The sequence below is a fragment of the Pseudomonas sp. MG-9 genome (genome assembly GCF_018729515.1).
Taxonomy (GTDB): domain Bacteria; phylum Pseudomonadota; class Gammaproteobacteria; order Pseudomonadales; family Pseudomonadaceae; genus Aquipseudomonas; species Aquipseudomonas serboccidentalis.
In genome coordinates, this window is sequence record NZ_JAHHZH010000006.1 from 220,746 (window position 1) to 244,827 (window position 24,082).

Below are 24,082 nucleotides of genomic sequence, written 5' to 3' on the forward strand. Positions count from 1 at the left end.
TGAAACGCATCGCGAGCAGGCTCACTCCTACAGGGTGCAGCGGTGATTCAGAGATCGCCGAGGCCATCGATCAGCGCCTGGTTCTGCTCCGGCGTACCGATCGAAATCCGCAGGAACTGGGCAATCCGCTCCTGCTTGAAGTGACGCACGATCACGCCTTGCTCACGCAGTTTCGCCGCCAGGCCCGCTGCATCATGTTGCGGGTGACGGGCGAAAATGAAGTTCGCCGCCGATGGCAACACTTCAAAGCCCTTGGCCTGCAACTGTGCGATCACCCATTCACGACTCTCGATCACCAGACGGCAAGTCTTGTCGAAGTACTCGCGATCGTCGAACGCCGCCGCCGCGCCGACAATCGCCAGGCGATCCAGCGGGTAAGAGTTGAAGCTATTCTTGATCCGCTCCAGCGCTTCGATCAGATCCGGGTGCCCCACTGCCAGCCCCACCCGCAGGCCAGCCAGCGAACGGGACTTGGACAGGGTCTGCGTGACCAGCAGGTTCGGGTAACGGTCGACCAGGCTGATCGCGGTTTCGCCACCGAAATCGATGTAAGCCTCATCCACCACCACCACCGAATCCGGGTTGGCCTGGAGGATTTGCTCAACCGCTTCCAGCGCCAACAGGCAACCGGTCGGTGCGTTCGGGTTCGGGAAAATAATCCCGCCGTTCGGTTTGGCGTAGTCCGCCGGGTTGATCTGGAACTGCGCGTCCAGCGGCACTGCATCGTATTGAATGCCGTACAAACCGCAGTAAACCGGGTAGAAGCTGTAGCTGATATCCGGGAACAGCAGCGGCTGCTCGTGTTGCAGCAGACCGTGGAAGATGTGCGCCAGCACTTCGTCCGAACCGTTGCCGAGGAATACCTGATTGCTCTGCACGCCGTAGTAGCGGGCGACCGCGGTTTTCAGCAGATCGCCGTTCGGGTCCGGGTACAGGCGCAGGTTATCGTTAAGCTCGGTCTGCATCGCCGCCAGCGCTTTGGGCGACGGGCCGTACGGGTTTTCGTTGGTGTTGAGTTTGACCAGTCTGGTCAGCTTCGGCTGTTCGCCCGGCACATAAGGCACCAGATCCTTGACGAACGGGCTCCAGAATTTACTCATGTTCATTCCCCCTGCCCTTGAAGAAAGTCTGCGTCTTTGATGCGGTATTCGGCGCTGCGTGCGTGCGCGCTCAGGGATTCGCCACGGGCCAGCACCGAAGCGGTCTTGCCCAGCTCGGAAGCACCGGCTTCGGAGCAGAAGATGATCGACGAACGTTTCTGGAAGTCGTACACGCCCAGCGGCGAGGAGAAGCGCGCGGTGCCGGACGTCGGCAGCACGTGGTTCGGGCCGGCGCAGTAATCGCCCAGTGCCTCGGAGGTGTGACGGCCCATGAAAATCGCGCCAGCGTGACGGATCTGTGGCAGCCACGCCTGTGGATCGGCAACCGACAGCTCCAGGTGTTCCGGCGCGATGCGGTTGGCGACTTCGATGGCCTGGGCCATGTCGCGCACGTGAATCAGCGCGCCGCGACCGTTGATCGAGGTTTCGATGATAGTCGCGCGGTCCATGGTCGGCAGTAGCTTGTCGATGCTGGCGGCGACCTTGTCGAGGAACTCGGCGTCGGGACTGACCAGAATCGCCTGGGCGTCTTCGTCGTGTTCGGCCTGGGAGAACAGGTCCATGGCGATCCAGTCCGGATCGGTCTGGCCGTCGCACACCACGAGGATCTCCGAAGGGCCGGCAATCATGTCGATGCCGACCTGGCCGAACACGTGGCGCTTGGCGGTGGCTACATAGATGTTGCCAGGCCCGACGACCTTGTCCACTTGCGGCACGCTTTCGGTACCGTAAGCCAGCGCGGCAACCGCTTGGGCACCGCCGATGGTGAACACCCGGTCAACACCGGCGATGCACGCCGCCGCCAACACCAGCTCATTGATTTCACCGCGCGGGGTTGGTACGACCATGACCACTTCGGTCACGCCGGCGACCTTGGCCGGAATCGCATTCATCAACACCGACGACGGGTACGACGCCTTGCCGCCCGGCACATACAGGCCGGCGCGATCCAGTGGCGTGACCTTCTGGCCGAGCACGGTGCCGTCAGCCTCGGTGTAGCTCCAGGAATCCTGCTTCTGTTTTTCGTGGTAGCTGCGCACACGGGCCGCAGCTTTTTCCAACGCTTCGCGCTGCGCCACAGTGATGCGGGTCAGGGCCAGTTCCAGACGCTCGCGCGGCAGGATCAGGTCAGCCATCGAGGCCACTTCGAGGCCGTCGAATTTCTGGGTGAACTCGACCAGCGCCGCGTCACCGCGTTCGCGCACAGCCTTGATGATGTCCAGCACTCGCTGATTGACCGAGTCGTCAGACACACTTTCCCAGCTCAGCAGATGATCCAGATGATGCGCGAAATCCGGGTCAGCAGCGTTGAGTCGGCGAATTGCAGTCGGTGCGGTCATAGCGAGAGCCTCATAGGAATGGCAAAAACTCAGGCGCCCTAACTTAGCAGTCGTTTCCGCTTGGGCACCTGAGATTCTGGCTATGAGGCGGATAGACGGGCGCGACTCAGCGTCGCGCAGGTGAATCAGCCGCGGTGTCGCGATTCCACTGCGTTGCGCAGGGTATCGATCAACGCCTGGATTCGGGCGTGTTGCATCTTCATCGAAGCCTTGTTGACCACCAGGCGCGAGCTGATCGTGGCGATCAGTTCCTGAGGTTCCAGGCCGTTGGCGCGCAGGGTGTTGCCAGTGTCGACCACGTCGATGATCTTGTCCGCCAGACCGATCAGCGGCGCCAGTTCCATCGAGCCATAGAGCTTGATGATGTCGACCTGACGGCCCTGCTCGGCGTAATAACGCTTGGCGACGTTGACGAACTTGGTCGCCACGCGCAGACGGCCCTTGGGCTCGGCCGCGCCGATCTTGCCGGCGGTCATCAGCTTGCACTGGGCAATCTGCAGATCCAGCGGCTCGTACAGGCCCTGGCCGGAGTATTCCATCAACACGTCTTTACCGGCGACGCCAAGGTCGGCCGCGCCATGCTCGACATAAGTCGGCACGTCGGTGGCACGCACGATCAACAGACGTACGTCATCCTGAGTGGTGGGGATGATCAGCTTGCGGCTCTTGTCCGGATTCTCGGTCGGCACAATGCCCGCTTCAGCGAGAAGCGGCAGGGTGTCGTCAAGGATGCGGCCCTTGGACAGTGCGATGGTCAACATGGGAAACGTCAGTCCTTATCAAGGTACTCATGCCCGGTCGCAATTGGCGCCGGACACACATCGAGCCGGGACCGGCTCGACTCAAAACAAATTCCCCATGTGGCGTTACAGCTACTGCGCTCTGCAATCCTACGTTGAAAACCGGCTCGAAATGCTCATTGACTAAAGTCAACTCCGCTTTCTCGCCAGTTTTCGCCTTGTCTTGCTTTCGCTCATGACGCTGTAACACCACATGGTGGACACCTCCCTGTGTCCTCATGCAGCGGTTAGCCCGGTACGCGACGGATCTTGGCGCCCAACATCTGCAGTTTTTCTTCGATGCACTCGTAACCACGGTCTATGTGGTAGATGCGGTCGATCAGGGTATCGCCTTCGGCCACCAGGGCCGAGATCACCAGGCTGGCCGATGCGCGCAGGTCGGTCGCCATCACTGGCGCGCCCTTCAGCACTTCGGTACCTGTAACGATGGCCGTGTTGCCTTCGACCTGGATCTTGGCGCCCATGCGGTGCAGTTCATACACGTGCATGAAGCGGTTTTCGAAGATCGTCTCGATCACCGCACCGGTGCCTTCGGCAATGGCGTTGAGCGAGATGAACTGGGCCTGCATGTCGGTCGGGAACGCCGGGTACGGCGCGGTGCGCACGTTGACCGCTTTCGGACGCTTGCCGTGCATGTTCAGCTCGATCCAGTCTTCACCGCAGGTGATTTCTGCGCCGGACTCGCGAAGCTTTTCCAGGACCGCTTCGAGAATGGTCGGATCGGTGTCCTTGACCTTCACACGGCCACCGGTGACCGCAGCGGCCACCAGGTAGGTGCCGGTTTCGATACGGTCAGGCATGACCTTGTAGAAACACGAACCCAGGCGCTCGACGCCATCGATGGTGATGGTGTCGGTGCCGGCGCCGGAGACCTTGGCGCCCATGGCGTTGAGGAAGTTCGCCAGGTCGACGACTTCAGGCTCGCGCGCGGCGTTTTGCAGCACGCTGCGACCTTTGGCCAGGGCAGCCGCCATCATGATGTTCTCGGTACCGGTCACGCTGACGGTATCGAAGAAGAAGTGTGCACCGCGCAGGCCACCTTCAGGCGCCTTGGCCTTGATGTAGCCGCCTTCGACGTCGATCACCGCGCCCATGGCTTCGAGGCCACGGATGTGCAGGTCGACCGGACGCGAACCGATGGCGCAACCGCCAGGCAGCGCGACTTCGGCTTCACCGAAGCGGGCGACCATCGGGCCCAGCACCAGAATCGACGCACGCATGGTTTTCACCAGTTCGTACGGTGCGATCAGGGTCTTGATGGTGCGCGGATCGATTTCGACGCTGAGTTTCTCGTCGATCACAGGCTCGATGCCCATGCGACCAAACAGCTCGATCATGGTGGTGATGTCGTGCAGGTGCGGCAGGTTGCCAACGGTCACCGGGCCATCGCACAGCAGAGTAGCGGCCAGAATCGGCAGGGCGGAGTTCTTCGCCCCGGAGATACGGATTTCGCCATCAAGACGAACGCCACCGGTAATAATCAATTTATCCATAAGAATCTCGACGCCCTAGGGCTCAGGTGCGCTCGGCCCAGGCCGCGCGGCTGAAAAATTTCATAGTGACCGCATGGATGCTGCCATCGGCGATCCACGGGTTCAAATGGGCATAAATGCTCTGCTGACGCTTGACCGGGCTCAATGCCGCCAGTTCATCGCTAATCACGTTCAGCTGAAAGTTGCAGCCTTCGCCCTCAACTTCTACCTGCACTTGTGAAAGAGTCTCGGACAGCTTTTCTTCAAGGAAACTCTTAACTTCGTTGGCCTGCATGCTCAACCTCAATCGGCGCCCTGTGCGCACGGGTCGGACATCATACAAAAAAGCCCCGCGCCTGCGAACCCCGCATTGGCAGGACTCTGACGGGGGGCTTCTTTATCGATGCGGGTTCAGGGGTGCGCCAGCAACTCGGTCAGTTCACTGACCTGAGCGATTTCGCGCATGTCTTCCGGCATCGCGCGGATGCTGACAGCCTTGCCGGCCGCCTGGGCATCGCGCATGAAGCACAGCAGCAAGGACAAGCCGACGCTGCTGGACTTCTTAACTGCCGAGCAATCGATCACCAGCGATGCCGCCTTGCTGGACTTGATCAGCGCCTGGCCTTCCTTGCGCAGATCGGGACCGGTGCGATAGTCCAGCACTCCGCTGAGCAATAGCTCGTCGACATCACTCATACGAACTGCCGCCTCATTCATTGCGCTGGCTTCTGTTCGGTGGATTCCTTGGCCTTGGCCACCTCACCCGCCCAATTGTTGATGGTCTTGTCCAGATCGTTGCCGTTGCGCTGCATCGCGTCGGCGAACTGGTCACGGAACAGCTTGCCGATGTTGATGCCGTTGATGATCACGTTACGCAGTTTCCACTCGCCACTGATCTTCTCGAGCGTGTACTGCACCGGATAGATCGCGCCGTTGCTGCCCTTGACGGTCATGTTGACGCTGGTGCGGTCGCCCGACTCGTCCTTGGCAGGATCAACCGTGATGCCCTGGTTGTTGTACTCGAGCAAGGCGTTGCCGTAGAACTGGAACAGGCCTTTCTTGAAGTTTTCCTGAAAGCGCTGCATCTGCGCAGGCGTGGCCTTGCGCGAATACTTGACCGTCATGATGCTTTTGGAAATGCCTTCAGCGTCCACCACCGGACCGACGATGGTATTCAACGCCGTGTAGAAATCCTGTGGATCCTGTTTGTACTTCTCTTTGTTGGCCGACAAGTCGGCCAGCATCCGGTTCGTGGTGTCCTGAATCAGATCGTGCGCCGACTGTCCGGGCGCAGCGTTGGCCAGCAACGGCAGTGCCGCGAGCAACACCAACAGGCCACGTCGCAAGGTAGAGATCATTCAAAAGCTCCTCATTTGGCGTCTTTGCTAACGGTATTGAGCAGGAATTTACCGATCAGGTCTTCCAGTACCAGAGACGATTGGGTGTCGTGGATGGTTCCCCCATCCTTCAGGCGGGTATCTTCGCCGCCCACACTGATACCGATGTACTTCTCGCCCAACAGGCCAGCGGTCAGGATAGACGCAGTGGAGTCGGTCGGCAGGTTGTCGACCTTTTTATCCACTTGCAGGGTTACCCGACCGGTGAAGCTGTCGCGATCCAGATCGATGGCCGTGACCTTGCCGATGGTCACACCGGCCATGGTCACTTTGGCTCTGACCGTCAAACCGGCGATATTGTCGAAGTAGGCATAAAGTTTATACGTGTCGGTAGTCGAAGTCGGAGACAGGCCACTGACCCGCAGAGCAAGCAGCAACAAAGCCAGGATCCCTGCCAGCAGGAACAGGCCGACACCGATTTCCAGGGTGCGGTTTTGCATCAGAAATCTCCAAACATCAAAGCGGTCAGAATAAAGTCCAGACCCAGTACCGCCAGCGAGGCGAATACCACGGTCTTGGTGGTGGCGCGACTGATGCCCTCGGAAGTGGGCTCACAGTCATAGCCTTGAAATACGGCGATCCAGGTCACGACGAAAGCGAAAACGATACTTTTGATGACGCCGTTGAGCACATCGCTGGTGAAGTTCACGCTGTTTTGCATGTTCGCCCAGTAGGAGCCTTCATACACTCCAAGCCAGTCGACAGCCACCCACGAACCGCCCCAGATACCGACCACGCTGAAAATCATCGCCAGCACTGGCAGGGAAATGAAACCGGCCCACAGACGCGGGGCAATAATGTATTTGAGCGGATCGACACCGATCATTTCCAGGCTGGAAAGCTGTTCGGTGGACTTCATGTTGCCGATTTCGGCGGTCAGCGCGGAACCGGCACGCCCGGCAAACAGCAGCGCTGTCACTACCGGCCCGAGTTCACGCAGCAACGTCAGGGCGACCATCTGCCCCACTGCCTGTTCGGAGCCATAGCTCGACAGAATATTGAAACCCTGCAGCGCCAGCACCATGCCGATGAAAATCCCGGACACGACGATGATCACCAATGACATCACGCCAACCGAATGCAACTGCTTGACCAACAGGCCAAACCCGCCACCGATACCGCCGCGTCCGAGCAAGGTGTGAAACAGGAACAACGTCGCACGACCGAAAACCGCGATGGAGTCGATCGCGGACTCGCCGAAGCGGCGCACGCGTTCTATCAATGAAATTCTGCGCATCAGCGCTTCCCCAGAAGATCTGCGCGGTAATCCGTCGCTGGAAAATGGTACGGCACCGGGCCATCGGGGTTGCCGGTCATGAACTGGCGGATACGCGGCTCATCCGAATTCATCAACTCGTCCGGCGTGCCCTGCCCCAACACCTGACCATCACCCACTACATAGATGTAGTCAGCGATGCTCGCGGTTTCGGCCAAGTCGTGAGAGACCACGATACTGGTGATACCCAGCGCATCATTGAGCAAACGGATCAGGCGGACCAATACGCCCATGGCGATCGGATCCTGACCGACGAACGGTTCGTCATACATGAGGATCTGCGGGTCGAGAGCAATCGCACGGGCCAGGGCGACACGACGCTTCATGCCCCCCGACAGCTCGTCGGGCATCAGCTCGATCGCGCCGCGTAGACCGACCGCCTGCAATTTGAGCAGGACGATGTCGCGGATCATCTCATCCGGCAATTGGGTATGAACACGCAGAGGGAAAGCGACGTTCTCGAAGACATCGAGATCGGTGAACAGCGCGCCACTCTGAAACAGCACGCCCATGTGCTTTCGCGCATCGAACAGATCACTGCGCGACAGCGTCGGCAGGTTCTGACCGTTGACCCAGACTTCGCCGCTGGAAGGACGCAATTGCGCCCCCATCAAACGCAGCAGCGTGGTCTTGCCACACCCGGAAGGCCCCATGATGCCGGTAACCTTGCCGCGCGGGATGCGAATATCGACGTTATTGAAAATGCTGCGCGCACCGCGCTTGAAGGAGACTCCCTTCAGCTCGACCGCGTAGGCGTTATCGGCACTCATCTAAACTCCTTGCGATGCAGCCTCTCACTCGGACGCCTGGCTTTCCTTGGAAAGCACATACCTCCCGGGCAGGCCGAACTGGCGGCGAACTATATCACTGCAAACCCCAAGCGCCCAAGGCCCACGCTGGTCCGAGTTCAGCGATATGACAGGCCCGACGGTACTTTTTAAGGGTTTTGGTGACGAGGAATGACAAAGCACGACGAACTTGCGTGAGGCTTTTCAACATAACCGCTATAATCGCCGCCTTTTCATCGGGCTATACGATTTCTGACATGAGCCAATCCAGCGACCTGATTCAATCGGCACAACGCACCATCCGCCTCGAAGTGGAAGCCGTACAAGGCTTGTTGCCCCATATCGACGCCGATTTCGTACGCGCTTGCGAGATGATTCTGGCCAGCAAAGGCCGTGTGGTCGTGGTCGGCATGGGCAAGTCCGGGCACGTCGGCAACAAGATCGCTGCGACCCTGGCCAGCACCGGCACCCCGGCGTTTTTCGTCCATCCGGCCGAAGCCAGCCATGGCGACATGGGCATGATCACCCGCGACGATGTGATCCTCGCCCTGTCCAACTCGGGCTCGACCAACGAAATCGTCACCCTGCTGCCATTGATCAAGCGCCTGGGCATCCAGTTGATCAGCTTGACCGGCAATCCTCAGTCGCCGCTGGCCAAGGCCGCCGAAGTCAACCTCAACGTGCATGTCGAGCATGAAGCCTGCCCGCTGAACCTGGCACCGACCTCCTCGACCACCGCCGCGCTGGTCATGGGCGACGCCCTGGCGGTAGCGCTGCTGGAAGCCCGGGGTTTCACCGCTGAAGATTTCGCCTTTTCCCACCCGGGCGGTGCACTGGGTCGACGCCTGCTGCTGAAAGTGGAAAACGTCATGCACGCCGGTCAGGAGCTGCCGCAAGTACAGCGCGGCACCCTGCTCAAGGATGCGCTCATGGAAATGACCCGCAAGGGCCTGGGCATGACCGCGATTCTTGAAGCCGACGGCAAACTGGCCGGGATCTTCACCGATGGCGACTTGCGTCGCACGCTGGATCGCAGCATCGACATCCGCAGCGCCACCATCGACCAGGTCATGACCGCGCACGGCAAAACCGCACGCCCCGAGATGCTCGCCGCCGAAGCGCTGAAAATCATGGAAGACCACCGAATCAACGCACTGGTTGTCGTGGACGAAGAAGATCGCCCGATCGGCGCCTTCAACCTCTCCGATCTGCTGCGTGCAGGAGTGATGTAATGACAAGCGACCTGCTGCAGCGCGGCAAAGCGATCAAACTGGCGGTTTTCGACGTCGACGGCGTCCTCACCGACGGGCGCCTGTACTTCCTTGAAGACGGCAGCGAATTCAAGACGTTCAACACCCTCGACGGCCAAGGCATCAAGATGCTGATGAACGCCGGCGTCGAAACCGCCATCATCAGCGGTCGCAAGACGCCAGTGGTCGAGCGCCGGGCGAAGAACCTCGGGATCGCGCACCTGTTTCAGGGGCGCGAAGACAAATTGGTGGTTCTGGACGGTCTTCTGCAGCAACTGGGCCTAAGCTATGAACAGGTCGCCTATCTCGGTGACGACTTGCCTGACCTGCCGGTGATCCGCCGTGTAGGCCTCGGCATGGCCGTTGCCAATGCCGCCGACTTCGTGCGCGAGCACGCCCATGGCGTCACTCGGGCTCGCGGCGGCGAAGGCGCTGCCCGCGAATTCTGCGAATTGATCCTGCGCGCCCAGGGCCGCCTCGATGCGGCCAACGCCGCGTACCTGTGAGCCAAATCATGTTTAGCAAAAAATTTCGCAACTTCCTGCTGTTCGGCTGTATCGCCGCCATGTTTGCGGCGGTCGGCTACTGGAACATCAGCCCTGAGCGTTTCCTCGACAAACCTCCGGTCAAGGTCGAAGACACTGCCATCGACTGGTACGCCACCAACACGCATACCCTGCAATACCTTCCGGATGGCAAGCTGCAATACGAAATGACCTCCGACAAGGCCGAGCACCTGAAAGCGACGGATGTGACCCTGGTCACCAAGCCTGACCTGAACATGTTCCGCGGCACCGAATTCCCGTGGCACGTGACCAGCGAGCGCGGCGAAGTGAACCCTGACGGAACTCAGGTAGAACTGATCGACTCGGTACGTATCAAGCGCACCGATGAAAAGAACCGCGACACCCTGATCACCAGCACACGCATGACGGTGTTCCCTCAGCAGCAATATGCGCAGACCGAGCAACCCGTTAGAATTGACGGCGCTGGCGGTGTATCGACTGGCGTGGGAATGAAGGCGTATTTGAAGGAAAGCAGGATACACCTGCAATCGAACGTAAGAGGACAGTATGAGGCTCGTTAAAACCCTCCCTATTTTGCTCAGTCTGGGCGCAGCACTGGGAAGCGTGAGCGCCTGGGCTCTGCCGAACGATCAGCAGCAACCTATCCGCATTCAAGCCGACGACGCCCAACTGGACGACAAGAACGGCATTGCCACCTATAAGGGCGATGTGATCATCACTCAGGGTTCGATGATCGTTAAAGGCAACACGGTAACCATCACCCGCACCCCGACCGGTGACATCGACGTCGTGACGTCGGTGGGCAATCTTGCCTACTTCGAGCAGCTGCAAACCCAGGGCGACACCAAGCCTGTACAGGGCTGGGGCGTGACGATCCAGTACCACGCCGCGCAAAACCGCGTCGTGCTGATCGACAAGGCCAAGGTTGTCGACAAGGACAACAACACCACTCAGGGCGAGAAAATCGTCTATGACACGGTGAGAAAACTGGCCAGCGCAGGCCGCGCTACCGGCAACAAGGTCACCGAGGCGCGTCCACGCATCGACATGGTGATCCAGCCGAAGAAGAAAACCGACGAGAAGGCCCAGTAATGGCGACTCTGAAAGCCCAGCACCTGGCCAAGGCCTATAAAAGCCGCCAGGTCGTGCGTGACGTCAGCCTGTCGATCGACAGCGGCCAGATCGTCGGCCTGCTCGGCCCGAACGGTGCCGGCAAGACCACCTGCTTCTACATGATCGTCGGCCTGGTGCAGGCCGATCAGGGCCGCGTGCTGATCGATGATCTGGACGTCAGCCACCAGCCGATGCACGGCCGCGCCAAGGCCGGTATCGGCTATCTGCCGCAAGAAGCGTCGATCTTCCGCAAACTGTCGGTGGCCGACAACATCATGGCCATCCTCGAGACCCGCACGGAACTCGACAAGGCCGGTCGCCGCAAAGAGCTGGAAAGCCTGCTGCAGGAATTCCACATCAGCCACATCCGCGACAACCTGGGCATGAGCCTGTCCGGTGGTGAACGCCGCCGCGTGGAAATCGCCCGCGCCCTGGCTACCGCACCGAAGTTCATCCTGCTCGACGAACCGTTCGCCGGTGTCGACCCGATCTCCGTCGGCGACATCAAGCAGATCATCCACCACCTCAAGGCCAAGGGCATCGGCGTACTGATCACCGACCACAACGTCCGCGAGACCCTGGATATCTGCGAAACCGCGTACATCGTCAACGACGGTCAACTGATCGCCGAAGGCGACGCCGAGACCATCCTGGCCAACGATCTGGTCAAGGAAGTGTACCTGGGCCACGAGTTCCGCCTCTAAAGCGCGAGCGCATTCGGCCAGCCGTCCGGGCGCTGTAACGTTGAAGCTGATTTTTTATACGCTTTTATTGTTACAGCGCTCTGGGCAGATACGACGCTTCAAAGATGTTCACCGCGCTTCGATGCGATGCGTCAACAAAGTTTTATACGCTTTTATTGTTACAGCGCTCTAGGCAAACACGACAGTTTCAGGCATATAATTTGCTTAAGTTTGGCGCTCCGGCGCCCTGTAGTGGATGGCGCATGCGCGCCGGCGAATAAGGTGTTTAGCCCCTGCCATGAAACCATCGCTAGTCTTGAGAATGGGCCAGCAGCTGACGATGACACCGCAGCTGCAACAGGCCATCCGCCTGCTCCAATTGTCCACCCTGGACCTGCAACAGGAAATCCAGGAGGCCCTGGAATCCAACCCGATGCTCGAACGCCAGGAAGAAGGCGACGACTTCGACAACTCCGATCCTTTGGCCGACAACGCCGAACAAAAACCCAACACCGAGATTCAGGAACCCTCCTATCAGGAAACCGCCCCGACGGTGGACAACCTGGAGGACGGCGAATGGAACGAGCGCATCCCTAACGAATTGCCCGTCGATACCGCCTGGGAAGACGTTTACCAGACCAGCGCGAGCAGCCTGCCCAGCAGCGATGACGACGAGTGGGATTTCACCACCCGTACCTCCGCCGGGGAAAGCCTGCAAAGCCATCTGTTGTGGCAATTGAACCTGGCGCCGATGTCCGACACCGACCGCCTGATCGCCGTGACCCTGATCGACTGCATCAACAATCAGGGCTACCTCGACGAAACCCTCGAAGAAATTCTCGACGCCTTTGATCCGGAGCTCGATATCGAGCTGGACGAGATCGAAGCCGTCCTGCACCGCATCCAGCAGTTCGAACCGGCCGGTATCGGCGCGCGCAACCTCGGTGAATGCCTGCTGCTGCAACTGCGTCAGCTGCCGGCCAAGACCCCGTGGCTGAACGAAGCCAAGCGTCTGGTCAGCGATTACATCGATCTGCTTGGCAGCCGCGACTACAGCCAACTGATGCGGCGCATGAAGCTCAAGGAAGATGAACTGCGCCAGGTCATCGAACTGGTGCAGAGCCTCAATCCGCGCCCGGGTTCGCAGATCGAATCGAGCGAAGCCGAATACGTGGTGCCCGACGTCATCGTGCGCAAGGACAACGAACGCTGGCTGGTCGAGCTGAACCAGGAATCGGTGCCCCGCCTGCGGGTCAACGCCCAGTACGCCGGGTTCGTGCGTCGTGCCGACACCAGCGCCGACAACACCTTCATGCGCAATCAGTTGCAGGAAGCGCGCTGGTTCATCAAGAGCCTGCAAAGCCGCAATGAAACCCTGATGAAAGTCGCCACCCAGATCGTCGAGCACCAACGCGGCTTCCTGGAGTACGGTGACGAAGCGATGAAACCGTTGGTCCTGCACGACATCGCCGAAGCGGTCGGCATGCATGAATCGACGATTTCCCGGGTCACGACCCAGAAATTCATGCATACCCCACGCGGTATTTATGAACTGAAATACTTTTTCTCCAGCCACGTCAGCACCTCCGAAGGCGGCGAATGCTCGTCCACGGCGATCCGCGCGATCATCAAAAAACTGGTTGCAGCGGAAAATCAGAAAAAGCCGTTGAGTGACAGCAAGATCGCTGGTTTACTGGAGGCACAAGGCATTCAGGTGGCTCGCCGCACCGTCGCCAAGTACCGCGAATCCCTCGGGATCGCGCCTTCGAGCGAACGCAAGCGGTTGATGTAAGCCACGTTACAGCGTTCCAGTGGCAGGCTATCCGGCCTGCCGCTTTATGCACTGGCAACGAAGGAGAAGCTGTATGCAAGTCAACATCAGTGGACACCAACTGGAAGTGACCGAACCTCTGCGCACCTACATCAACGAGAAACTCGAACGATTGGAGCGCCATTTCGACAAGATCACCAACGTGCAGGTCACGATGTGCGTCGAAAAGCTGAAGCAGAAAATCGAAGCCACCTTGCATATTCCCGGCAGCGAAGTGGTCGCCAACGCAGAAGATACCGACATGTATGCTGCGATCGACTCATTGACCGACAAGCTGGATCGCCAACTCAAAAAGCATAAGGAAAAGACCCAGAGCCTCCTCCAGGGCGCAACCGGTCGTTAACACCCCCAACCCATGATCCGACTTGAAAGTATCCTGACCCCCGGCCGTTCCCTGGTGAACGTGCCGGGCGGCAGTAAAAAGAAAGCCCTCGAACAGATTGCCAACCTCATCCATAAAGAAGTGCCGGATCTGGCCATGCAGGATGTCTTCGATGCGCTGATCGCCCGTGAGAAACTCGGCTCCACCGGTTTCGGCAACGGCATCGCCATTCCCCACTGTCGCCTCAAAGGCTGCGAAGCGCCTATCAGCGCGTTGATGCACCTTGATGCCCCCATCGATTTCGATGCCATCGACGGCGCACCGGTTGACCTGCTGTTTGTCCTGCTGGTCCCGGAAGCGGCTACCGATGCCCACCTCGAATTACTGCGCCAGATCGCCAGCATGCTCGATCGCAAGGATGTGCGCGAAAAACTGCGCAGCGCACCGAGCAACGAAGCCTTGTATCAGGTCGTCCTGAGCGAGCAAAACGGTCACTAATCATGCGTTTGATCATCGTCAGCGGCCGCTCTGGGTCGGGTAAAAGCACCGCATTGAATGTCCTTGAGGACAACGGTTACTACTGCATTGACAATCTGCCGGCCGGCCTGCTGCCGGAACTGGCCGAACGCGCCCTGATTCACACCGAGCTGGCCCAGCCGCTGGTGGCCGTCTCGATCGATGCCCGCAACCTGCCAAGTCACCTGTCGCGCTTCCCCGAGCTGCTGGAAGAGGTCCGTAGCCGCCACATCCAGTGCGATGTGGTCTATCTGGATGCCGATGAGGAAACCCTGCTCAAGCGCTTCTCGGAAACCCGTCGGCGCCATCCTTTGAGCACCGCCAATCGCTCGCTGGCCGAAGCCATTCAGGACGAGACAGCCCTGCTCGGGCCGATCGCCGACCTGGCCGACCTCAAGGTCAACACCACCAATCTGAACCTGTACCAGTTGCGCGACACCATCAAGCTGCGCCTGCTGAACCAGCCAGAGCCAGGCACTGCCTTTCTGGTCGAGTCGTTCGGCTTCAAGCGTGGCATGCCGGTGGATGCGGACCTGGTGTTCGACGTACGCTGCCTGCCCAACCCGTACTGGAAGCCGGAACTTCGCGCGCAATCAGGTCTCGATACACCGGTCGCCGAGTATCTGGCGGCGCAACTGGAAGTCGAAGAGATGTATCAGGATATCTTCGGCTATCTGAATAAATGGCTGCCGCGCTTCGCCGCGAGCAACCGCGCCTATGTCACCATTGCCATTGGCTGCACCGGCGGGCATCACCGCTCCGTTTACCTGACCGAACGCCTGGGTCAGGCCCTGCAGAAAACCCTGAAGAACGTCCAGGTTCGCCACCGCGACCTCACTTAAAGGATTCACACCGCGATGCCTGCTCTGGAAATCGAAATCATCAATAAACTGGGTCTGCATGCCCGGGCGTCGGCCAAGTTCGTTGGCGTGGCGGGCCAGTATCCGGATTGCACGATCAGAGTGGGTCGCACGCCGGAGACCACGGTCGATGGCAAAAGCATCATGGCGATGATGATGCTCGCCGCCGGCAAGGGCACGAAGATCTATCTGAGTACCGAAGGCCATCAAGAACAGGAAGCGCTGAACGCGCTGGTGGCGTTGATCAACAACTATTTTGATGAAGGCGGTTGACAGGTCAACATCAAAAGATCGCAGCCTTCGGCAGCTCCTACATTGGAATGCGTTCCCTGTAGGAGCTGCCGAAGGTTCGGCCCGCGTTCGGACGATCTTTTGATCTGCTTCAACCCAATGCTGTATCCATCACCATCATCAGACAGAACCCGATCAGCAAGCCAAGACTGGCCAGCTTGTCATGACCATTACGTCGCGACTCGGGGATCACCTCATGTGTCACCACCAGCAGCATAGCCCCCGCCGCCAGCGCCAGTCCCAACGGCAATAACAACTCTGCCAGACTGACCAGCCACGCACACAGCAGCGCGAACACCGGTTCCACCAGACCTGACGCCGCACCGATCAAGAATGCCTTGACCCGCGACATCCCCGCCCCGGCCAGCACCAGTGCAATCACCAGCCCCTCCGGCACGTCCTGCAAGGCAATGCCCATCGCCAGACTGTCCGCGTCGGGCATGCCGCCGCCGGCCGACACGCCGACCGCCATGCCTTCGGGAATGTTGTGGGCAATGATCGCGAAGACGAACAGCCAGATCCGTGGCGCAATAACCGGGTGCTCAAGAGTGCCAACGAGCATTTCCGGTGAGGCGCCGGACAGCCGCAGATCCACCAGGTACAAGCCGAACGCACCGAGCATGATGCCGAAACAGATCAGACTGCTGGCGGCCCAGGGAGTCAGGCCCAGACTTTCGGCGGCAGCGATGCCGGGCACGATCAGCGAGAACGCCGTCGCGGCCAGCATCACCCCGGCACCGAACCCCAGCAGGGTATCGCTGAGCATTTGCGGCATGCGCCGAATCACCAGCACCGGCACCGCCCCGAGCGCCGTACCGAGGGCGCAGATCGCGCCACCTTGCAAGGCCCGCGACAGCTTCGGCGGCAGGTCCAGCCATTCCAGTCCGTGCGCGACCAACAGGGTCATGCCCGCCAGCAGCAACAGCGATCCCACCGCGTAACGAAACATACGCCCACCGCCGATCGCCAGTGTTTCAGTGCCCATAGTCAGCCTTGGATTGTTTTTATAGATGACTTAAACCAGTGCGGCCTGATAGCGCGCGGCGACTTCAGGCCAGTTGATCACGTTGTAGAACGCGCTGATGTATTCCGGGCGACGGTTCTGATAACGCAGGTAGTAGGCGTGCTCCCAGACGTCCAGACCGAGAATCGGCGTATTGCCGTTCATCAGCGGGCTGTCCTGGTTGCCGCTGCTCTCCACCACCAACTGCTTGCCGGGTGTCACGCTCAGCCAGGCCCAACCGCTGCCGAAACGGGTCAGCGCGGCTTTGGTGAACGCTTCCTTGAAACTGTCGAGCCCGCCCAGTTGTTCATCAATCGCCTCGGCCAGCACACCGCCTGGCTTGCCGCCGCCGTTGGGCACCATGACTTCCCAGAACAGCGAATGGTTGGCGTGTCCGCCGCCTTGGTTGATCACTGCCGCGCGGAGTTTTTCCGGCAGTTGCTGAACGCTGGCGACCAATTTCTCGACCGGCCACTCGGCAAACTCGGTGCCTTCGACTGCCGCGTTGAGGTTATTGATGTAGGTCTGGTGGTGCTTGGTGTAATGGATTTCCATGGTTTGCGCATCGATATGCGGTTCCAGGGCGTCATAGGCGTACGGCAAGGCAGGCAAGGTAAAAGCCATTTCAGTGGACTCCATGGTGATGTGAGGCTGGCGCGCGGCGCGCATTGCCGGTATCCGGGTGCAGCAGGCGCTGGGTGCGCGGATATTCGCCGTGCTCGCTGATGAAATTCAGCAGCTCGACATAGGTCTTGCTGCTCTGGCGCAACGCCGCTTCCCGCAGGGCCGGGCGCAGGCGCTCATCCTGCATGGTCTGCAGCAGCCGCTGATGAATCGCGCAGAGGTACTCGGCGCTCTCCTCCGGCTGGTTCAGACGCAAATGCAGATCCGCCAGGTTGTGGTGGGAGATGACGCAGGCCGCCACCGCTTCGTCGGCATCGGCCCAGCGTTCGAACAGCACTTGCGCCAGGGCCAGGGCTTGCAGGTAAGCCTCGCGGGCATCGATCAGCTCGCCGAGCATGAAGCAGCGATTGGCCCGTTCGATCGTGCGTTTCCAGTGCTCCATGGTGAACCTCCAAAGCGGTTGCGGGGGTTACACGCCGCCGGCGGTGAGTTTCTCGGGATTGAGCAACTCTTCCAGCTGGCTGCGTGACAGGTCGGTGTGCTCCAGTGCAACGTCGATCACCGGACGACCTTGCTTGTAGGCCTGCTTGGCGATGTCGGCGGCTTTCTGGTAGCCGATGATCGGATTGAGCGCGGTGACCAGAATCGGGTTGCGCGCCAGCGCTTCCTTGATCCGCGACTCGTTGACCTTGAAGCTGGCAATGGCCTTGTCGCCGAGCAGACGGCTGGCATTGGCCAGCAATTCGATGCTGCTCAGCAGGTTCTGGGCGATGATCGGCAGCATCACGTTCAGCTCGAAGTTGCCCGACTGGCCGGCGATGGTGATCACCGAGTCGTTGCCGATCACTTGGGCGGCTACCATTGCGGTGGCTTCCGGGATCACCGGGTTGACCTTGCCCGGCATGATCGACGAGCCCGGTTGCAGGCCCTCGAGTTCGATTTCACCCAGACCGGCGAGCGGGCCGGAGTTCATCCAGCGCAGGTCGTTGGCGATTTTCATCAGCGACACGGCCGTGGCTTTGAGCTGGCCGGAGACAGCAACGGCGGTGTCCTGCGAGCCGATCAGCGCAAACAGGTCCTTGCCCGGAGTGAATTGCACATTCGTCAACTGACTCAGTTGGCGACTGAAACGTGCAGCGAATTCCGGGGGCGCATTGATCCCGGTCCCCACCGCCGTACCGCCCTGCGCCAGCGATTGCAGGCTCGGCAGCAAATCCTGCAGGTGAGCGATGTTGGCCTTGAGCTGCTGCGCCCAGCCATTGAGCACCTGGCTCATGCGCACCGGCATCGCGTCCATCAAGTGCGTGCGGCCGGTTTTGACGTGGTGGTGCACTTGCTCGGCTTTCTGTTCGATCACCTGCACCAGGTGCAACAGCGCCGGCAGCAGTTGTTCGTGCAACGCCAGGGCGGCGCTGACGTGGATGGTGGTCGGGATGATGTCGTTGCTGCTCTGGCCGCAGTTGACGTGATCGTTCGGATTGACCGGCTCGTCGAGCAGACGGCTGGCGAGGGTCGCGATCACTTCGTTGGCGTTCATGTTCGAGCTGGTGCCGGAGCCGGTCTGGAAGATATCCACCGGAAAATGCTGCATGAAGTCGCCTTCGAGCAGACTTTGTGCGGCATCGCAGATGGCTTTGCCTTGCGCCGCACTGAGCTGATTGAGTTCGACGTTGGCCCGTGCGGCGGCCGCTTTGGCGAGGATCAGCGCGCGAATGAATTGGGTCGGCATCGGCTTGCCGCTGATCGGGAAGTTATCCACTGCACGCTGGGTCTGCGCGCCATAGAGAGCGTCCATCGGCACCTGCAGTTCGCCCATGCTGTCGCGCTCAATACGTGTCTGATGGTAGATACTACTCATCGGTAAATCCTTGGACTAATTCAATAAGAGGAATCGAGGGAAGCAACTCGCAGGTCGCCAGTTGCCAGGTGTAGCGCTGCCAACGCTGGAGCCGGCAGTTGCACAGCGACAGGCGCTCCATGTCACGCAACGGGCGCCAGGCTTGATCGAGACACAGGCTGCGCCAGTGCCACGGCAAGGCGATGTCGCTGGCCGTGTCGAACAGCAGACAGAAGGAGGTTTCAGCGATGGTCCAGGGGGATGTGGCCGTGCAGCAGGCCAGATAACGGCCTTCAGCCAGGTAATGTTCGATCAGGCGCGGTTCGTCAGGATCCATCGCGCAGCGGATCTGGCGACTCATCCAGCGCCAGCTTTCGAGGTACGGCTGCTCGTGCAAGGCAGAACTCATGATCCGGGACTCGTGCGGAGATGAGATTTATTATTAGATGATAATGAGAACCAAAACAAGAGTGCTTTTGTAGGAGCTGCCGCAGGCTGCGATCTTTTGATCTTGTCTTTAAAAGCAAAATCAATCGCAGCCTGCGGCAGCCCCTACAGGGCGGACATAAAAAAGGCGCGCCATCCGACTGGATGGCGCGCCTTTTGGCGTGACGGACTGGGGGCTTAGCTGCCCGCCACCGTCATCCGCTCGATCAACACCGAGCCTGTACGAATGTTGCTGCGCAGCTCCAGATCGTTACCGACTGCGACGATCTGCTTGAACATGTCGCGCATGTTGCCGGCGATGGTCACTTCCTGCACCGCGAACTGGATTTCGCCGTTCTCGACCCAGAAACCCGCCGCACCACGCGAATAGTCGCCGGTGACCATGTTCAGACCGTGGCCCATCAATTCGGTGACCAACAGGCCACGCCCCATCCGCCGCAGCAGTGCCGCCTGGTCTTCATCGCCGTGGGTCACGAACAGGTTGTGCACGCCACCCGCGTTGGCGGTGCTCGGCATGCCGAGTTTGCGCCCGGAGTACGTGCCGAGGATGTACGACACCAACTCGCCTTTCTCGACGAACGGTTTGGCGTAGGTGGCCAGACCATCACCGTCGTACGACGCACTGCCCATGGCGCGCATCAGGTGCGGACGCTCGTCGATGGTCAGCCATTCCGGAAACAGCTTCTGCCCCAGCGTGCCTTCCAGGAACGACGATTTGCGATACAGACTGCCGCCAGACACCGCCGACAGAAAGCTGCCGAACAACCCGCCCGCCAACTCGGCGGAAAACAGCACCGGCACTTCGCAAGTCGGCACCGGACGCGCACCCAGACGGCTCGCTGCCCGCTGCGCGGCACGCTGGCCAATGCTCGCAGGATCGGCCAGCAGGCTGCCCTGGCGATTGACGTCATACCAGTAATCGCGCTGCATCTGGCCGTTGGCCTCGGCGATCATCACGCAACTGAGGCTGTGCCGGGTCGACGCGTAACCGCCGATGAAACCGTGACTGTTGCCGTACACACGGCAGCCCTGATGGGTGCTGAGGGTGGTGCCGTCGGCGTTCTTGATCCGCGCATCGGCGTCGAACGCGGCCGCTTCACAGAGCAAAGCCTTCTCGATGGCCTGCTCCGGGGTGATGTCCCATTCGTGGAACAGGTCGAAATCCTGTTGATCCTTGGCCATCAGCGCCGCATCGGCCAGGCCCGAGGCTTCGTCTTCAGAGGTGTGTTTGGCGATCGCCAGTGCGGCGGCAACCGTTTCGCGAATCGCATCAGGCCCGGTGGCGGACGTGCTGGCCGAGCCTTTGCGCTGGCCGACGTACAGGGTGATGCCAAAGCCCTGGTCGCGGTTGAACTCGACCGTCTCGACCTCACGCTGGCGCACCGACGTCGACAAACCCTGCTCCAGCGATACCGCGACTTCGCAGGCACTGGCGCCCTGACGCTTGGCTTCGGCGATGATCTGCTCGACCTGTTCCTGCAGTGCCGGCAATGCCTGCGGGCCGACGCTTTGAACTGCACTCATGCTCATCTCCACTCAAATTCTGCTTTCGGCTGGGGTCATCGAGCGACCGGGCCGGACAAGCGGCCCCCGACTGGTTATCATGGCGGCGTTTCTTTGCGGACTGCCACCATGGTTGATTCTTACGACGACTCCCTCGATACGGGAGAAAAAAGCAAATCTCAGGTCAAACGCGAGCTGCATGCTCTGGTTGACCTTGGCGAGCGCCTTACAACACTCAAGCCCGACTTGCAGGCAAAACTGCCATTGACCGACGCTTTGCGCCGGGCTCTGGCCGATGCGCCCAAGCACACCGCGAACATCGCGCGTAAACGGCACCTGCAGTTCATCGGCAAACTGATGCGCGATCAGGACACTGACGCGATTCTGGTCCTGCTCGATCAACTCGATGCCTCCACCCGTCAGTACAACGAGCGTTTCCATAATCTCGAACGCTGGCGCGACCGCCTGATCGCCGGTGACGATGCCGTGCTGGAGAAATTCGTCGTCGAGTACCCGGACGCCGATCGCCAGCAGTTGCGTTCCCTGATCCGTCAGGCTCAGCACGAGGTTGCACACAACAAACCTCCTGCTTCCAGCCGCAAGATCTTCAAGTACATCCGTGAGCTGGACGATACGCAACGCGGTCTGCGTTGATATCTCGCCCCTGCAGGAGCTGGCGCAGCTGCGATCTTTTGATCTTTTAAAAGCAAAGATCGCAGCCTGCGGCAGCTCCTACAGCCAGTTTATTTATGCGCCCGTGCCACCCACGGTAATCGCATCGATCTTCAGCGTCGGCTGACCGACACCCACCGGCACCGACTGCCCGTCCTTGCCACACGTGCCCACACCGCTGTCCAGCGCCAGATCGTTACCGACCATCGACACTCGGCTCATCGCCTCGGGGCCGTTGCCGATCAACGTCGCGCCCTTGACCGGCGCGGTGATCTTGCCGTCTTCGATCAGGTACGCCTCGCTGGTGGAAAACACGAACTTGCCGCTGGTGATGTCGACCTGACCGCCGCCAAGGTTGGCGCAGTAGATACCTTTCTTCACCGAAGCAATGATTTCCGCCGGATCACTTTCGCCGCCGAGCATGTAGGTGTTGGTCATGCGCGGCATCGGTAGATGCGCGTAGGACTCGCGACGACCGTTGCCGGTACGGGCCACGCCCATCAGGCGCGCATTGAGCTTGTCCTGCATGTAACCCTTGAGCACGCCGTTTTCGATCAGTGTGGTGCACTCGGTCGGGGTGCCTTCGTCGTCGACGCTGAGCGAGCCGCGACGACCACTCAGCGTGCCGTCATCGACGATGGTGCACAGCTTGGAAGCAACCATTTCGCCCATGCGCCCGCTGTAGGCGGAGCTGCCCTTGCGGTTGAAGTCACCTTCCAGACCGTGGCCGACCGCTTCGTGCAGCAGCACGCCGGACCAGCCCGAACCCAATACCACCGGCAAGGTACCGGCCGGTGCCGGAATCGCTTCCAGGTTCACCAGGGCCTGACGCAGCGCTTCACGGGCATACGACATGGCGCGGTCTTCAGCGAGGAAATAACGGTAATCGGTCCGCCCGCCACCGCCATGCCCGCCGCGCTCGCGACGACCATTCTGCTCGACGATCACACTGACATTGAAACGCACCAGCGGACGCACATCGGCGGCCAGACCACCGTCGGTGGACGCCACCAGAATACGCTCCCAGACCCCGGCCATACTCACGCTGACCTGCTGAATCCGTGGATCGAGGGCGCGCGTGGCGACATCGATGCGCTTGAGCAACTCGACTTTCTCGGCGCGGCTCAGCACTTCCAGGGGGTTGTCCGGCGCATACAACTGCGCGACATCCTGAGTGGTGAATGCCTGCACCGTGCCGTTCTGCCCGGCACGGGAGATCGAACGCGCAGCACGGGCCGCAGCGCCGAGGGCTTCGAGGGTGATCGCGTTGCTGTAGGCAAAACCGGTTTTCTCACCGGACTGCGCACGCACCCCGACACCCTGGTCGAGGTTGAAGCTGCCTTCCTTGACGATACCGTCTTCCAGCGACCACGACTCGGAGATCTGGCCCTGAAAATACAGGTCGGCCGCATCGATGCCCGGGCCTGCCAGGTCACCGAGCACGCCTTGCAGGCTCTCGATGGTCACGCCGCCGGGCGCCAACAGGTGATCACTGACTGAGGACAACAACTCGCTCATAGGTTTACGCCTTAAATTCATGTTCTGAAGCAGGCCGCTGTGCGCCCTGCGAGAAAAACCGCCGATGATTCGTCACCGGCATTCGCGCCCTGATAGACGCCTGTTCATCACTGTCGCGTTCGGCCAATAACACCGCTTCGCCTTGATCCTGATGCGCCAGCACCCGGCCCCACGGATCGATGATCGCTGCGTGACCGAAGGTTTCCCGCGGCCCCGGGTGGGTCCCGCCCTGTGCTGCCGCCAACACATAGCACTGAGTCTCGATGGCCCGGGCACGAATCAGCACGTCCCAATGCGCTGCACCGGTCACCGCCGTAAACGCCGATGGCGCCGTGATCAACTCAGCACCGGCGGCGCGCAACTCGCTGTACAGCTCCGGAAAACGCAGGTCATAGCACACGGTCAGACCGACCCGGCCGACCGGCGTATCCGCCACCACGACACCACTGCCATAAGCATAGTCATCGGATTCGCGATACCGCCCGCGATTGTCCGCCACATCGACGTCGAACAGGTGCAACTTGTCATACCGCGCCACGGTTTCCCCCTGATCGTTGACCAGCAGCGAACAGGCGTGGGACTTGGCGTCCGGCTGCCCAAGTGGCGGCAACGGCAACGTGCCGGCCACTATCCATAACTTGAGGTCACGGGCGGTCTGTTTCAACCATGGCAGGATCGGGCCTTCGCCGAGCGCTTCGGCGCGGCCGATGTCGGCAATGTCGCGACGGCCCATGGCGGCGAAGTTTTCCGGCAGCACTGCCAGCTTCGCACCGCCGGCCGCGGCCTGCTCGAGCAGGCGTCGGGCCTGGGCCAGATTGGCCAGCACATCGCTCTGGCTGACCATTTGAATCACCGCTAAAGACATGGCCGCTCCTCGGGATCTGCACCTAACTTTGTAGGAGCTGACGAAGG

The 24,082-nt window shown here is 60.4% G+C and carries 29 protein-coding genes; 11 read left to right on the forward strand and 18 right to left on the reverse strand.

Annotated features, from left to right (window positions below; translation table 11 throughout):
- Positions 1-47: 47 nt before the first annotated feature.
- From hisC to KKQ10_RS17635, 10 genes are all read right to left on the reverse strand, one after another.
- A complete protein-coding gene (gene hisC, locus KKQ10_RS17590) occupies positions 48-1,100 on the reverse strand; it encodes a histidinol-phosphate transaminase (protein WP_127651137.1) in 1,053 nt (350 codons plus the stop codon).
- Positions 1,101-1,102: 2 nt separating this feature from the next.
- Complete coding sequence (hisD, locus tag KKQ10_RS17595; RefSeq protein WP_003221712.1) at positions 1,103-2,440, reverse strand: histidinol dehydrogenase; 1,338 nt, start codon at positions 2,438-2,440, stop codon at positions 1,103-1,105.
- Between the two features lie 125 nt (positions 2,441-2,565).
- Positions 2,566-3,201, reverse strand: coding sequence for an ATP phosphoribosyltransferase (hisG, locus tag KKQ10_RS17600; protein ID WP_016771668.1), 636 nt, complete (start codon positions 3,199-3,201; stop codon positions 2,566-2,568).
- A gap of 266 nt (positions 3,202-3,467) precedes the next feature.
- Positions 3,468-4,733: a UDP-N-acetylglucosamine 1-carboxyvinyltransferase gene (gene murA / locus KKQ10_RS17605; RefSeq protein WP_115986701.1), complete on the reverse strand. Its 1,266-nt coding sequence runs from the start codon at positions 4,731-4,733 to the stop codon at positions 3,468-3,470.
- 22 nt (positions 4,734-4,755) lie between these two features.
- A complete protein-coding gene (locus KKQ10_RS17610; RefSeq protein WP_127651140.1) occupies positions 4,756-5,007 on the reverse strand; it encodes a BolA family protein in 252 nt (83 codons plus the stop codon).
- Positions 5,008-5,123: 116 nt separating this feature from the next.
- Positions 5,124-5,429: an STAS domain-containing protein gene (locus tag KKQ10_RS17615; RefSeq protein ID WP_027610853.1), complete on the reverse strand. Its 306-nt coding sequence runs from the start codon at positions 5,427-5,429 to the stop codon at positions 5,124-5,126.
- Positions 5,426-6,070 carry an MlaC/ttg2D family ABC transporter substrate-binding protein gene (locus KKQ10_RS17620; RefSeq protein ID WP_127651141.1) on the reverse strand — a complete coding sequence of 215 codons (645 nt, stop codon included), beginning with the start codon at positions 6,068-6,070 and terminating at the stop codon, positions 5,426-5,428. Before KKQ10_RS17620 ends, KKQ10_RS17615 begins: the two co-directional genes overlap by 4 nt.
- Before the next feature lie 11 nt (positions 6,071-6,081).
- Positions 6,082-6,549, reverse strand: a complete 468-nt coding sequence (gene mlaD / locus KKQ10_RS17625) for an outer membrane lipid asymmetry maintenance protein MlaD (RefSeq protein ID WP_007967220.1) — start codon at positions 6,547-6,549, stop codon at positions 6,082-6,084.
- Positions 6,549-7,346, reverse strand: a complete 798-nt coding sequence (gene mlaE, locus KKQ10_RS17630) for a lipid asymmetry maintenance ABC transporter permease subunit MlaE (protein WP_127651142.1) — start codon at positions 7,344-7,346, stop codon at positions 6,549-6,551. The genes mlaD and mlaE overlap by 1 nt, the downstream gene beginning before the upstream one ends.
- Positions 7,346-8,155, reverse strand: a complete 810-nt coding sequence (locus tag KKQ10_RS17635; RefSeq protein ID WP_003221703.1) for an ATP-binding cassette domain-containing protein — start codon at positions 8,153-8,155, stop codon at positions 7,346-7,348. Before KKQ10_RS17635 ends, mlaE begins: the two co-directional genes overlap by 1 nt.
- Before the next feature lie 275 nt (positions 8,156-8,430).
- Here KKQ10_RS17635 and KKQ10_RS17640 point away from each other — a divergent pair, with 275 nt between their 5' ends.
- From KKQ10_RS17640 to KKQ10_RS17685, 10 genes are all read left to right on the forward strand, one after another.
- Positions 8,431-9,405 (forward strand): KpsF/GutQ family sugar-phosphate isomerase, encoded by a 975-nt coding sequence (locus KKQ10_RS17640; protein ID WP_127651143.1) that lies wholly within the window; start codon positions 8,431-8,433, stop codon positions 9,403-9,405.
- Entirely contained in the window at positions 9,405-9,929 is a 525-nt protein-coding gene (locus KKQ10_RS17645; RefSeq protein WP_127651144.1) for a KdsC family phosphatase, read from the forward strand. The genes KKQ10_RS17640 and KKQ10_RS17645 overlap by 1 nt, the downstream gene beginning before the upstream one ends.
- Before the next feature lie 8 nt (positions 9,930-9,937).
- Positions 9,938-10,510: an LPS export ABC transporter periplasmic protein LptC gene (gene lptC, locus KKQ10_RS17650; protein WP_102356078.1), complete on the forward strand. Its 573-nt coding sequence runs from the start codon at positions 9,938-9,940 to the stop codon at positions 10,508-10,510.
- Positions 10,497-11,042: a lipopolysaccharide transport periplasmic protein LptA gene (lptA, locus tag KKQ10_RS17655; RefSeq protein ID WP_127651146.1), complete on the forward strand. Its 546-nt coding sequence runs from the start codon at positions 10,497-10,499 to the stop codon at positions 11,040-11,042. The genes lptC and lptA overlap by 14 nt, the downstream gene beginning before the upstream one ends.
- Positions 11,042-11,767 carry an LPS export ABC transporter ATP-binding protein gene (gene lptB, locus KKQ10_RS17660; protein WP_127651147.1) on the forward strand — a complete coding sequence of 242 codons (726 nt, stop codon included), beginning with the start codon at positions 11,042-11,044 and terminating at the stop codon, positions 11,765-11,767. The genes lptA and lptB overlap by 1 nt, the downstream gene beginning before the upstream one ends.
- A 277-nt stretch (positions 11,768-12,044) precedes the next feature.
- Positions 12,045-13,538, forward strand: coding sequence for an RNA polymerase factor sigma-54 (locus KKQ10_RS17665; protein ID WP_127651148.1), 1,494 nt, complete (start codon positions 12,045-12,047; stop codon positions 13,536-13,538).
- Between the two features lie 73 nt (positions 13,539-13,611).
- Positions 13,612-13,920: a ribosome hibernation-promoting factor, HPF/YfiA family gene (gene hpf, locus KKQ10_RS17670; RefSeq protein WP_025109458.1), complete on the forward strand. Its 309-nt coding sequence runs from the start codon at positions 13,612-13,614 to the stop codon at positions 13,918-13,920.
- A gap of 12 nt (positions 13,921-13,932) precedes the next feature.
- Positions 13,933-14,397, forward strand: a complete 465-nt coding sequence (gene ptsN / locus KKQ10_RS17675) for a PTS IIA-like nitrogen regulatory protein PtsN (RefSeq protein WP_127651149.1) — start codon at positions 13,933-13,935, stop codon at positions 14,395-14,397.
- A gap of 2 nt (positions 14,398-14,399) precedes the next feature.
- Positions 14,400-15,257, forward strand: coding sequence for an RNase adapter RapZ (gene rapZ / locus KKQ10_RS17680; protein ID WP_215501819.1), 858 nt, complete (start codon positions 14,400-14,402; stop codon positions 15,255-15,257).
- A gap of 15 nt (positions 15,258-15,272) precedes the next feature.
- Positions 15,273-15,548: an HPr family phosphocarrier protein gene (locus tag KKQ10_RS17685; protein WP_127651151.1), complete on the forward strand. Its 276-nt coding sequence runs from the start codon at positions 15,273-15,275 to the stop codon at positions 15,546-15,548.
- Positions 15,549-15,657: 109 nt separating this feature from the next.
- Here KKQ10_RS17685 and KKQ10_RS17690 read toward each other — a convergent pair whose 3' ends face one another.
- The 6 genes from KKQ10_RS17690 to pmbA form a co-directional block, all read right to left on the reverse strand.
- Positions 15,658-16,551, reverse strand: a complete 894-nt coding sequence (locus tag KKQ10_RS17690; RefSeq protein ID WP_215501820.1) for a ZIP family metal transporter — start codon at positions 16,549-16,551, stop codon at positions 15,658-15,660.
- Positions 16,552-16,581: 30 nt separating this feature from the next.
- The gene (locus KKQ10_RS17695; protein WP_215501821.1) at positions 16,582-17,193 is read right to left on the reverse strand and encodes a superoxide dismutase; all 612 of its coding nucleotides are present in this window, start codon (positions 17,191-17,193) and stop codon (positions 16,582-16,584) included.
- 1 nt (position 17,194) lies between these two features.
- Positions 17,195-17,635: a DUF2753 family protein gene (locus KKQ10_RS17700; RefSeq protein WP_003221677.1), complete on the reverse strand. Its 441-nt coding sequence runs from the start codon at positions 17,633-17,635 to the stop codon at positions 17,195-17,197.
- Between the two features lie 27 nt (positions 17,636-17,662).
- A complete protein-coding gene (locus KKQ10_RS17705) occupies positions 17,663-19,051 on the reverse strand; it encodes a class II fumarate hydratase (protein WP_215501822.1) in 1,389 nt (462 codons plus the stop codon).
- Entirely contained in the window at positions 19,044-19,439 is a 396-nt protein-coding gene (locus KKQ10_RS17710; protein ID WP_215501823.1) for a FagA protein, read from the reverse strand. The genes KKQ10_RS17705 and KKQ10_RS17710 overlap by 8 nt, the downstream gene beginning before the upstream one ends.
- A 215-nt stretch (positions 19,440-19,654) precedes the next feature.
- Positions 19,655-21,007 carry a metalloprotease PmbA gene (pmbA, locus tag KKQ10_RS17715; protein WP_215501824.1) on the reverse strand — a complete coding sequence of 451 codons (1,353 nt, stop codon included), beginning with the start codon at positions 21,005-21,007 and terminating at the stop codon, positions 19,655-19,657.
- Between the two features lie 102 nt (positions 21,008-21,109).
- Here pmbA and yjgA point away from each other — a divergent pair, with 102 nt between their 5' ends.
- Complete coding sequence (yjgA, locus tag KKQ10_RS17720; RefSeq protein ID WP_007961589.1) at positions 21,110-21,634, forward strand: ribosome biogenesis factor YjgA; 525 nt, start codon at positions 21,110-21,112, stop codon at positions 21,632-21,634.
- A 93-nt stretch (positions 21,635-21,727) separates the two neighbouring features.
- On the opposite strand, the gene tldD is transcribed toward yjgA, so the two are convergent.
- Both tldD and KKQ10_RS17730 read right to left on the reverse strand, forming a co-directional pair.
- Positions 21,728-23,170, reverse strand: coding sequence for a metalloprotease TldD (gene tldD, locus KKQ10_RS17725; RefSeq protein WP_215501825.1), 1,443 nt, complete (start codon positions 23,168-23,170; stop codon positions 21,728-21,730).
- A gap of 4 nt (positions 23,171-23,174) precedes the next feature.
- Positions 23,175-24,035, reverse strand: a complete 861-nt coding sequence (locus KKQ10_RS17730) for a carbon-nitrogen hydrolase family protein (protein WP_127651158.1) — start codon at positions 24,033-24,035, stop codon at positions 23,175-23,177.
- Between the last annotated feature and the right edge of the window lie 47 nt (positions 24,036-24,082).

Excerpts from the sequence above, each read along its gene's own strand:
- hisC (WP_127651137.1), bottom strand. The coding sequence starts at position 1,100 with ATGAGTAAATTCTGGAGCCCGTTCGTCAAGGATCTGGTGCCTTATGTG.
- hisD (WP_003221712.1), bottom strand. The coding sequence starts at position 2,440 with ATGACCGCACCGACTGCAATTCGCCGACTCAACGCTGCTGACCCGGAT.
- hisG (WP_016771668.1), bottom strand. The coding sequence starts at position 3,201 with ATGTTGACCATCGCACTGTCCAAGGGCCGCATCCTTGACGACACCCTG.
- murA (WP_115986701.1), bottom strand. The coding sequence starts at position 4,733 with ATGGATAAATTGATTATTACCGGTGGCGTTCGTCTTGATGGCGAAATC.
- KKQ10_RS17610 (WP_127651140.1), bottom strand. The coding sequence starts at position 5,007 with ATGCAGGCCAACGAAGTTAAGAGTTTCCTTGAAGAAAAGCTGTCCGAG.
- KKQ10_RS17615 (WP_027610853.1), bottom strand. The coding sequence starts at position 5,429 with ATGAATGAGGCGGCAGTTCGTATGAGTGATGTCGACGAGCTATTGCTC.
- KKQ10_RS17620 (WP_127651141.1), bottom strand. The coding sequence starts at position 6,070 with ATGATCTCTACCTTGCGACGTGGCCTGTTGGTGTTGCTCGCGGCACTG.
- mlaD (WP_007967220.1), bottom strand. The coding sequence starts at position 6,549 with ATGCAAAACCGCACCCTGGAAATCGGTGTCGGCCTGTTCCTGCTGGCA.
- mlaE (WP_127651142.1), bottom strand. The coding sequence starts at position 7,346 with ATGCGCAGAATTTCATTGATAGAACGCGTGCGCCGCTTCGGCGAGTCC.
- KKQ10_RS17635 (WP_003221703.1), bottom strand. The coding sequence starts at position 8,155 with ATGAGTGCCGATAACGCCTACGCGGTCGAGCTGAAGGGAGTCTCCTTC.
- KKQ10_RS17640 (WP_127651143.1), top strand. The coding sequence starts at position 8,431 with ATGAGCCAATCCAGCGACCTGATTCAATCGGCACAACGCACCATCCGC.
- KKQ10_RS17645 (WP_127651144.1), top strand. The coding sequence starts at position 9,405 with ATGACAAGCGACCTGCTGCAGCGCGGCAAAGCGATCAAACTGGCGGTT.
- lptC (WP_102356078.1), top strand. The coding sequence starts at position 9,938 with ATGTTTAGCAAAAAATTTCGCAACTTCCTGCTGTTCGGCTGTATCGCC.
- lptA (WP_127651146.1), top strand. The coding sequence starts at position 10,497 with ATGAGGCTCGTTAAAACCCTCCCTATTTTGCTCAGTCTGGGCGCAGCA.
- lptB (WP_127651147.1), top strand. The coding sequence starts at position 11,042 with ATGGCGACTCTGAAAGCCCAGCACCTGGCCAAGGCCTATAAAAGCCGC.
- KKQ10_RS17665 (WP_127651148.1), top strand. The coding sequence starts at position 12,045 with ATGAAACCATCGCTAGTCTTGAGAATGGGCCAGCAGCTGACGATGACA.
- hpf (WP_025109458.1), top strand. The coding sequence starts at position 13,612 with ATGCAAGTCAACATCAGTGGACACCAACTGGAAGTGACCGAACCTCTG.
- ptsN (WP_127651149.1), top strand. The coding sequence starts at position 13,933 with ATGATCCGACTTGAAAGTATCCTGACCCCCGGCCGTTCCCTGGTGAAC.
- rapZ (WP_215501819.1), top strand. The coding sequence starts at position 14,400 with ATGCGTTTGATCATCGTCAGCGGCCGCTCTGGGTCGGGTAAAAGCACC.
- KKQ10_RS17685 (WP_127651151.1), top strand. The coding sequence starts at position 15,273 with ATGCCTGCTCTGGAAATCGAAATCATCAATAAACTGGGTCTGCATGCC.
- KKQ10_RS17690 (WP_215501820.1), bottom strand. The coding sequence starts at position 16,551 with ATGGGCACTGAAACACTGGCGATCGGCGGTGGGCGTATGTTTCGTTAC.
- KKQ10_RS17695 (WP_215501821.1), bottom strand. The coding sequence starts at position 17,193 with ATGGCTTTTACCTTGCCTGCCTTGCCGTACGCCTATGACGCCCTGGAA.
- KKQ10_RS17700 (WP_003221677.1), bottom strand. The coding sequence starts at position 17,635 with ATGGAGCACTGGAAACGCACGATCGAACGGGCCAATCGCTGCTTCATG.
- KKQ10_RS17705 (WP_215501822.1), bottom strand. The coding sequence starts at position 19,051 with ATGAGTAGTATCTACCATCAGACACGTATTGAGCGCGACAGCATGGGC.
- KKQ10_RS17710 (WP_215501823.1), bottom strand. The coding sequence starts at position 19,439 with ATGAGTTCTGCCTTGCACGAGCAGCCGTACCTCGAAAGCTGGCGCTGG.
- pmbA (WP_215501824.1), bottom strand. The coding sequence starts at position 21,007 with ATGAGCATGAGTGCAGTTCAAAGCGTCGGCCCGCAGGCATTGCCGGCA.
- yjgA (WP_007961589.1), top strand. The coding sequence starts at position 21,110 with ATGGTTGATTCTTACGACGACTCCCTCGATACGGGAGAAAAAAGCAAA.
- tldD (WP_215501825.1), bottom strand. The coding sequence starts at position 23,170 with ATGAGCGAGTTGTTGTCCTCAGTCAGTGATCACCTGTTGGCGCCCGGC.
- KKQ10_RS17730 (WP_127651158.1), bottom strand. The coding sequence starts at position 24,035 with ATGTCTTTAGCGGTGATTCAAATGGTCAGCCAGAGCGATGTGCTGGCC.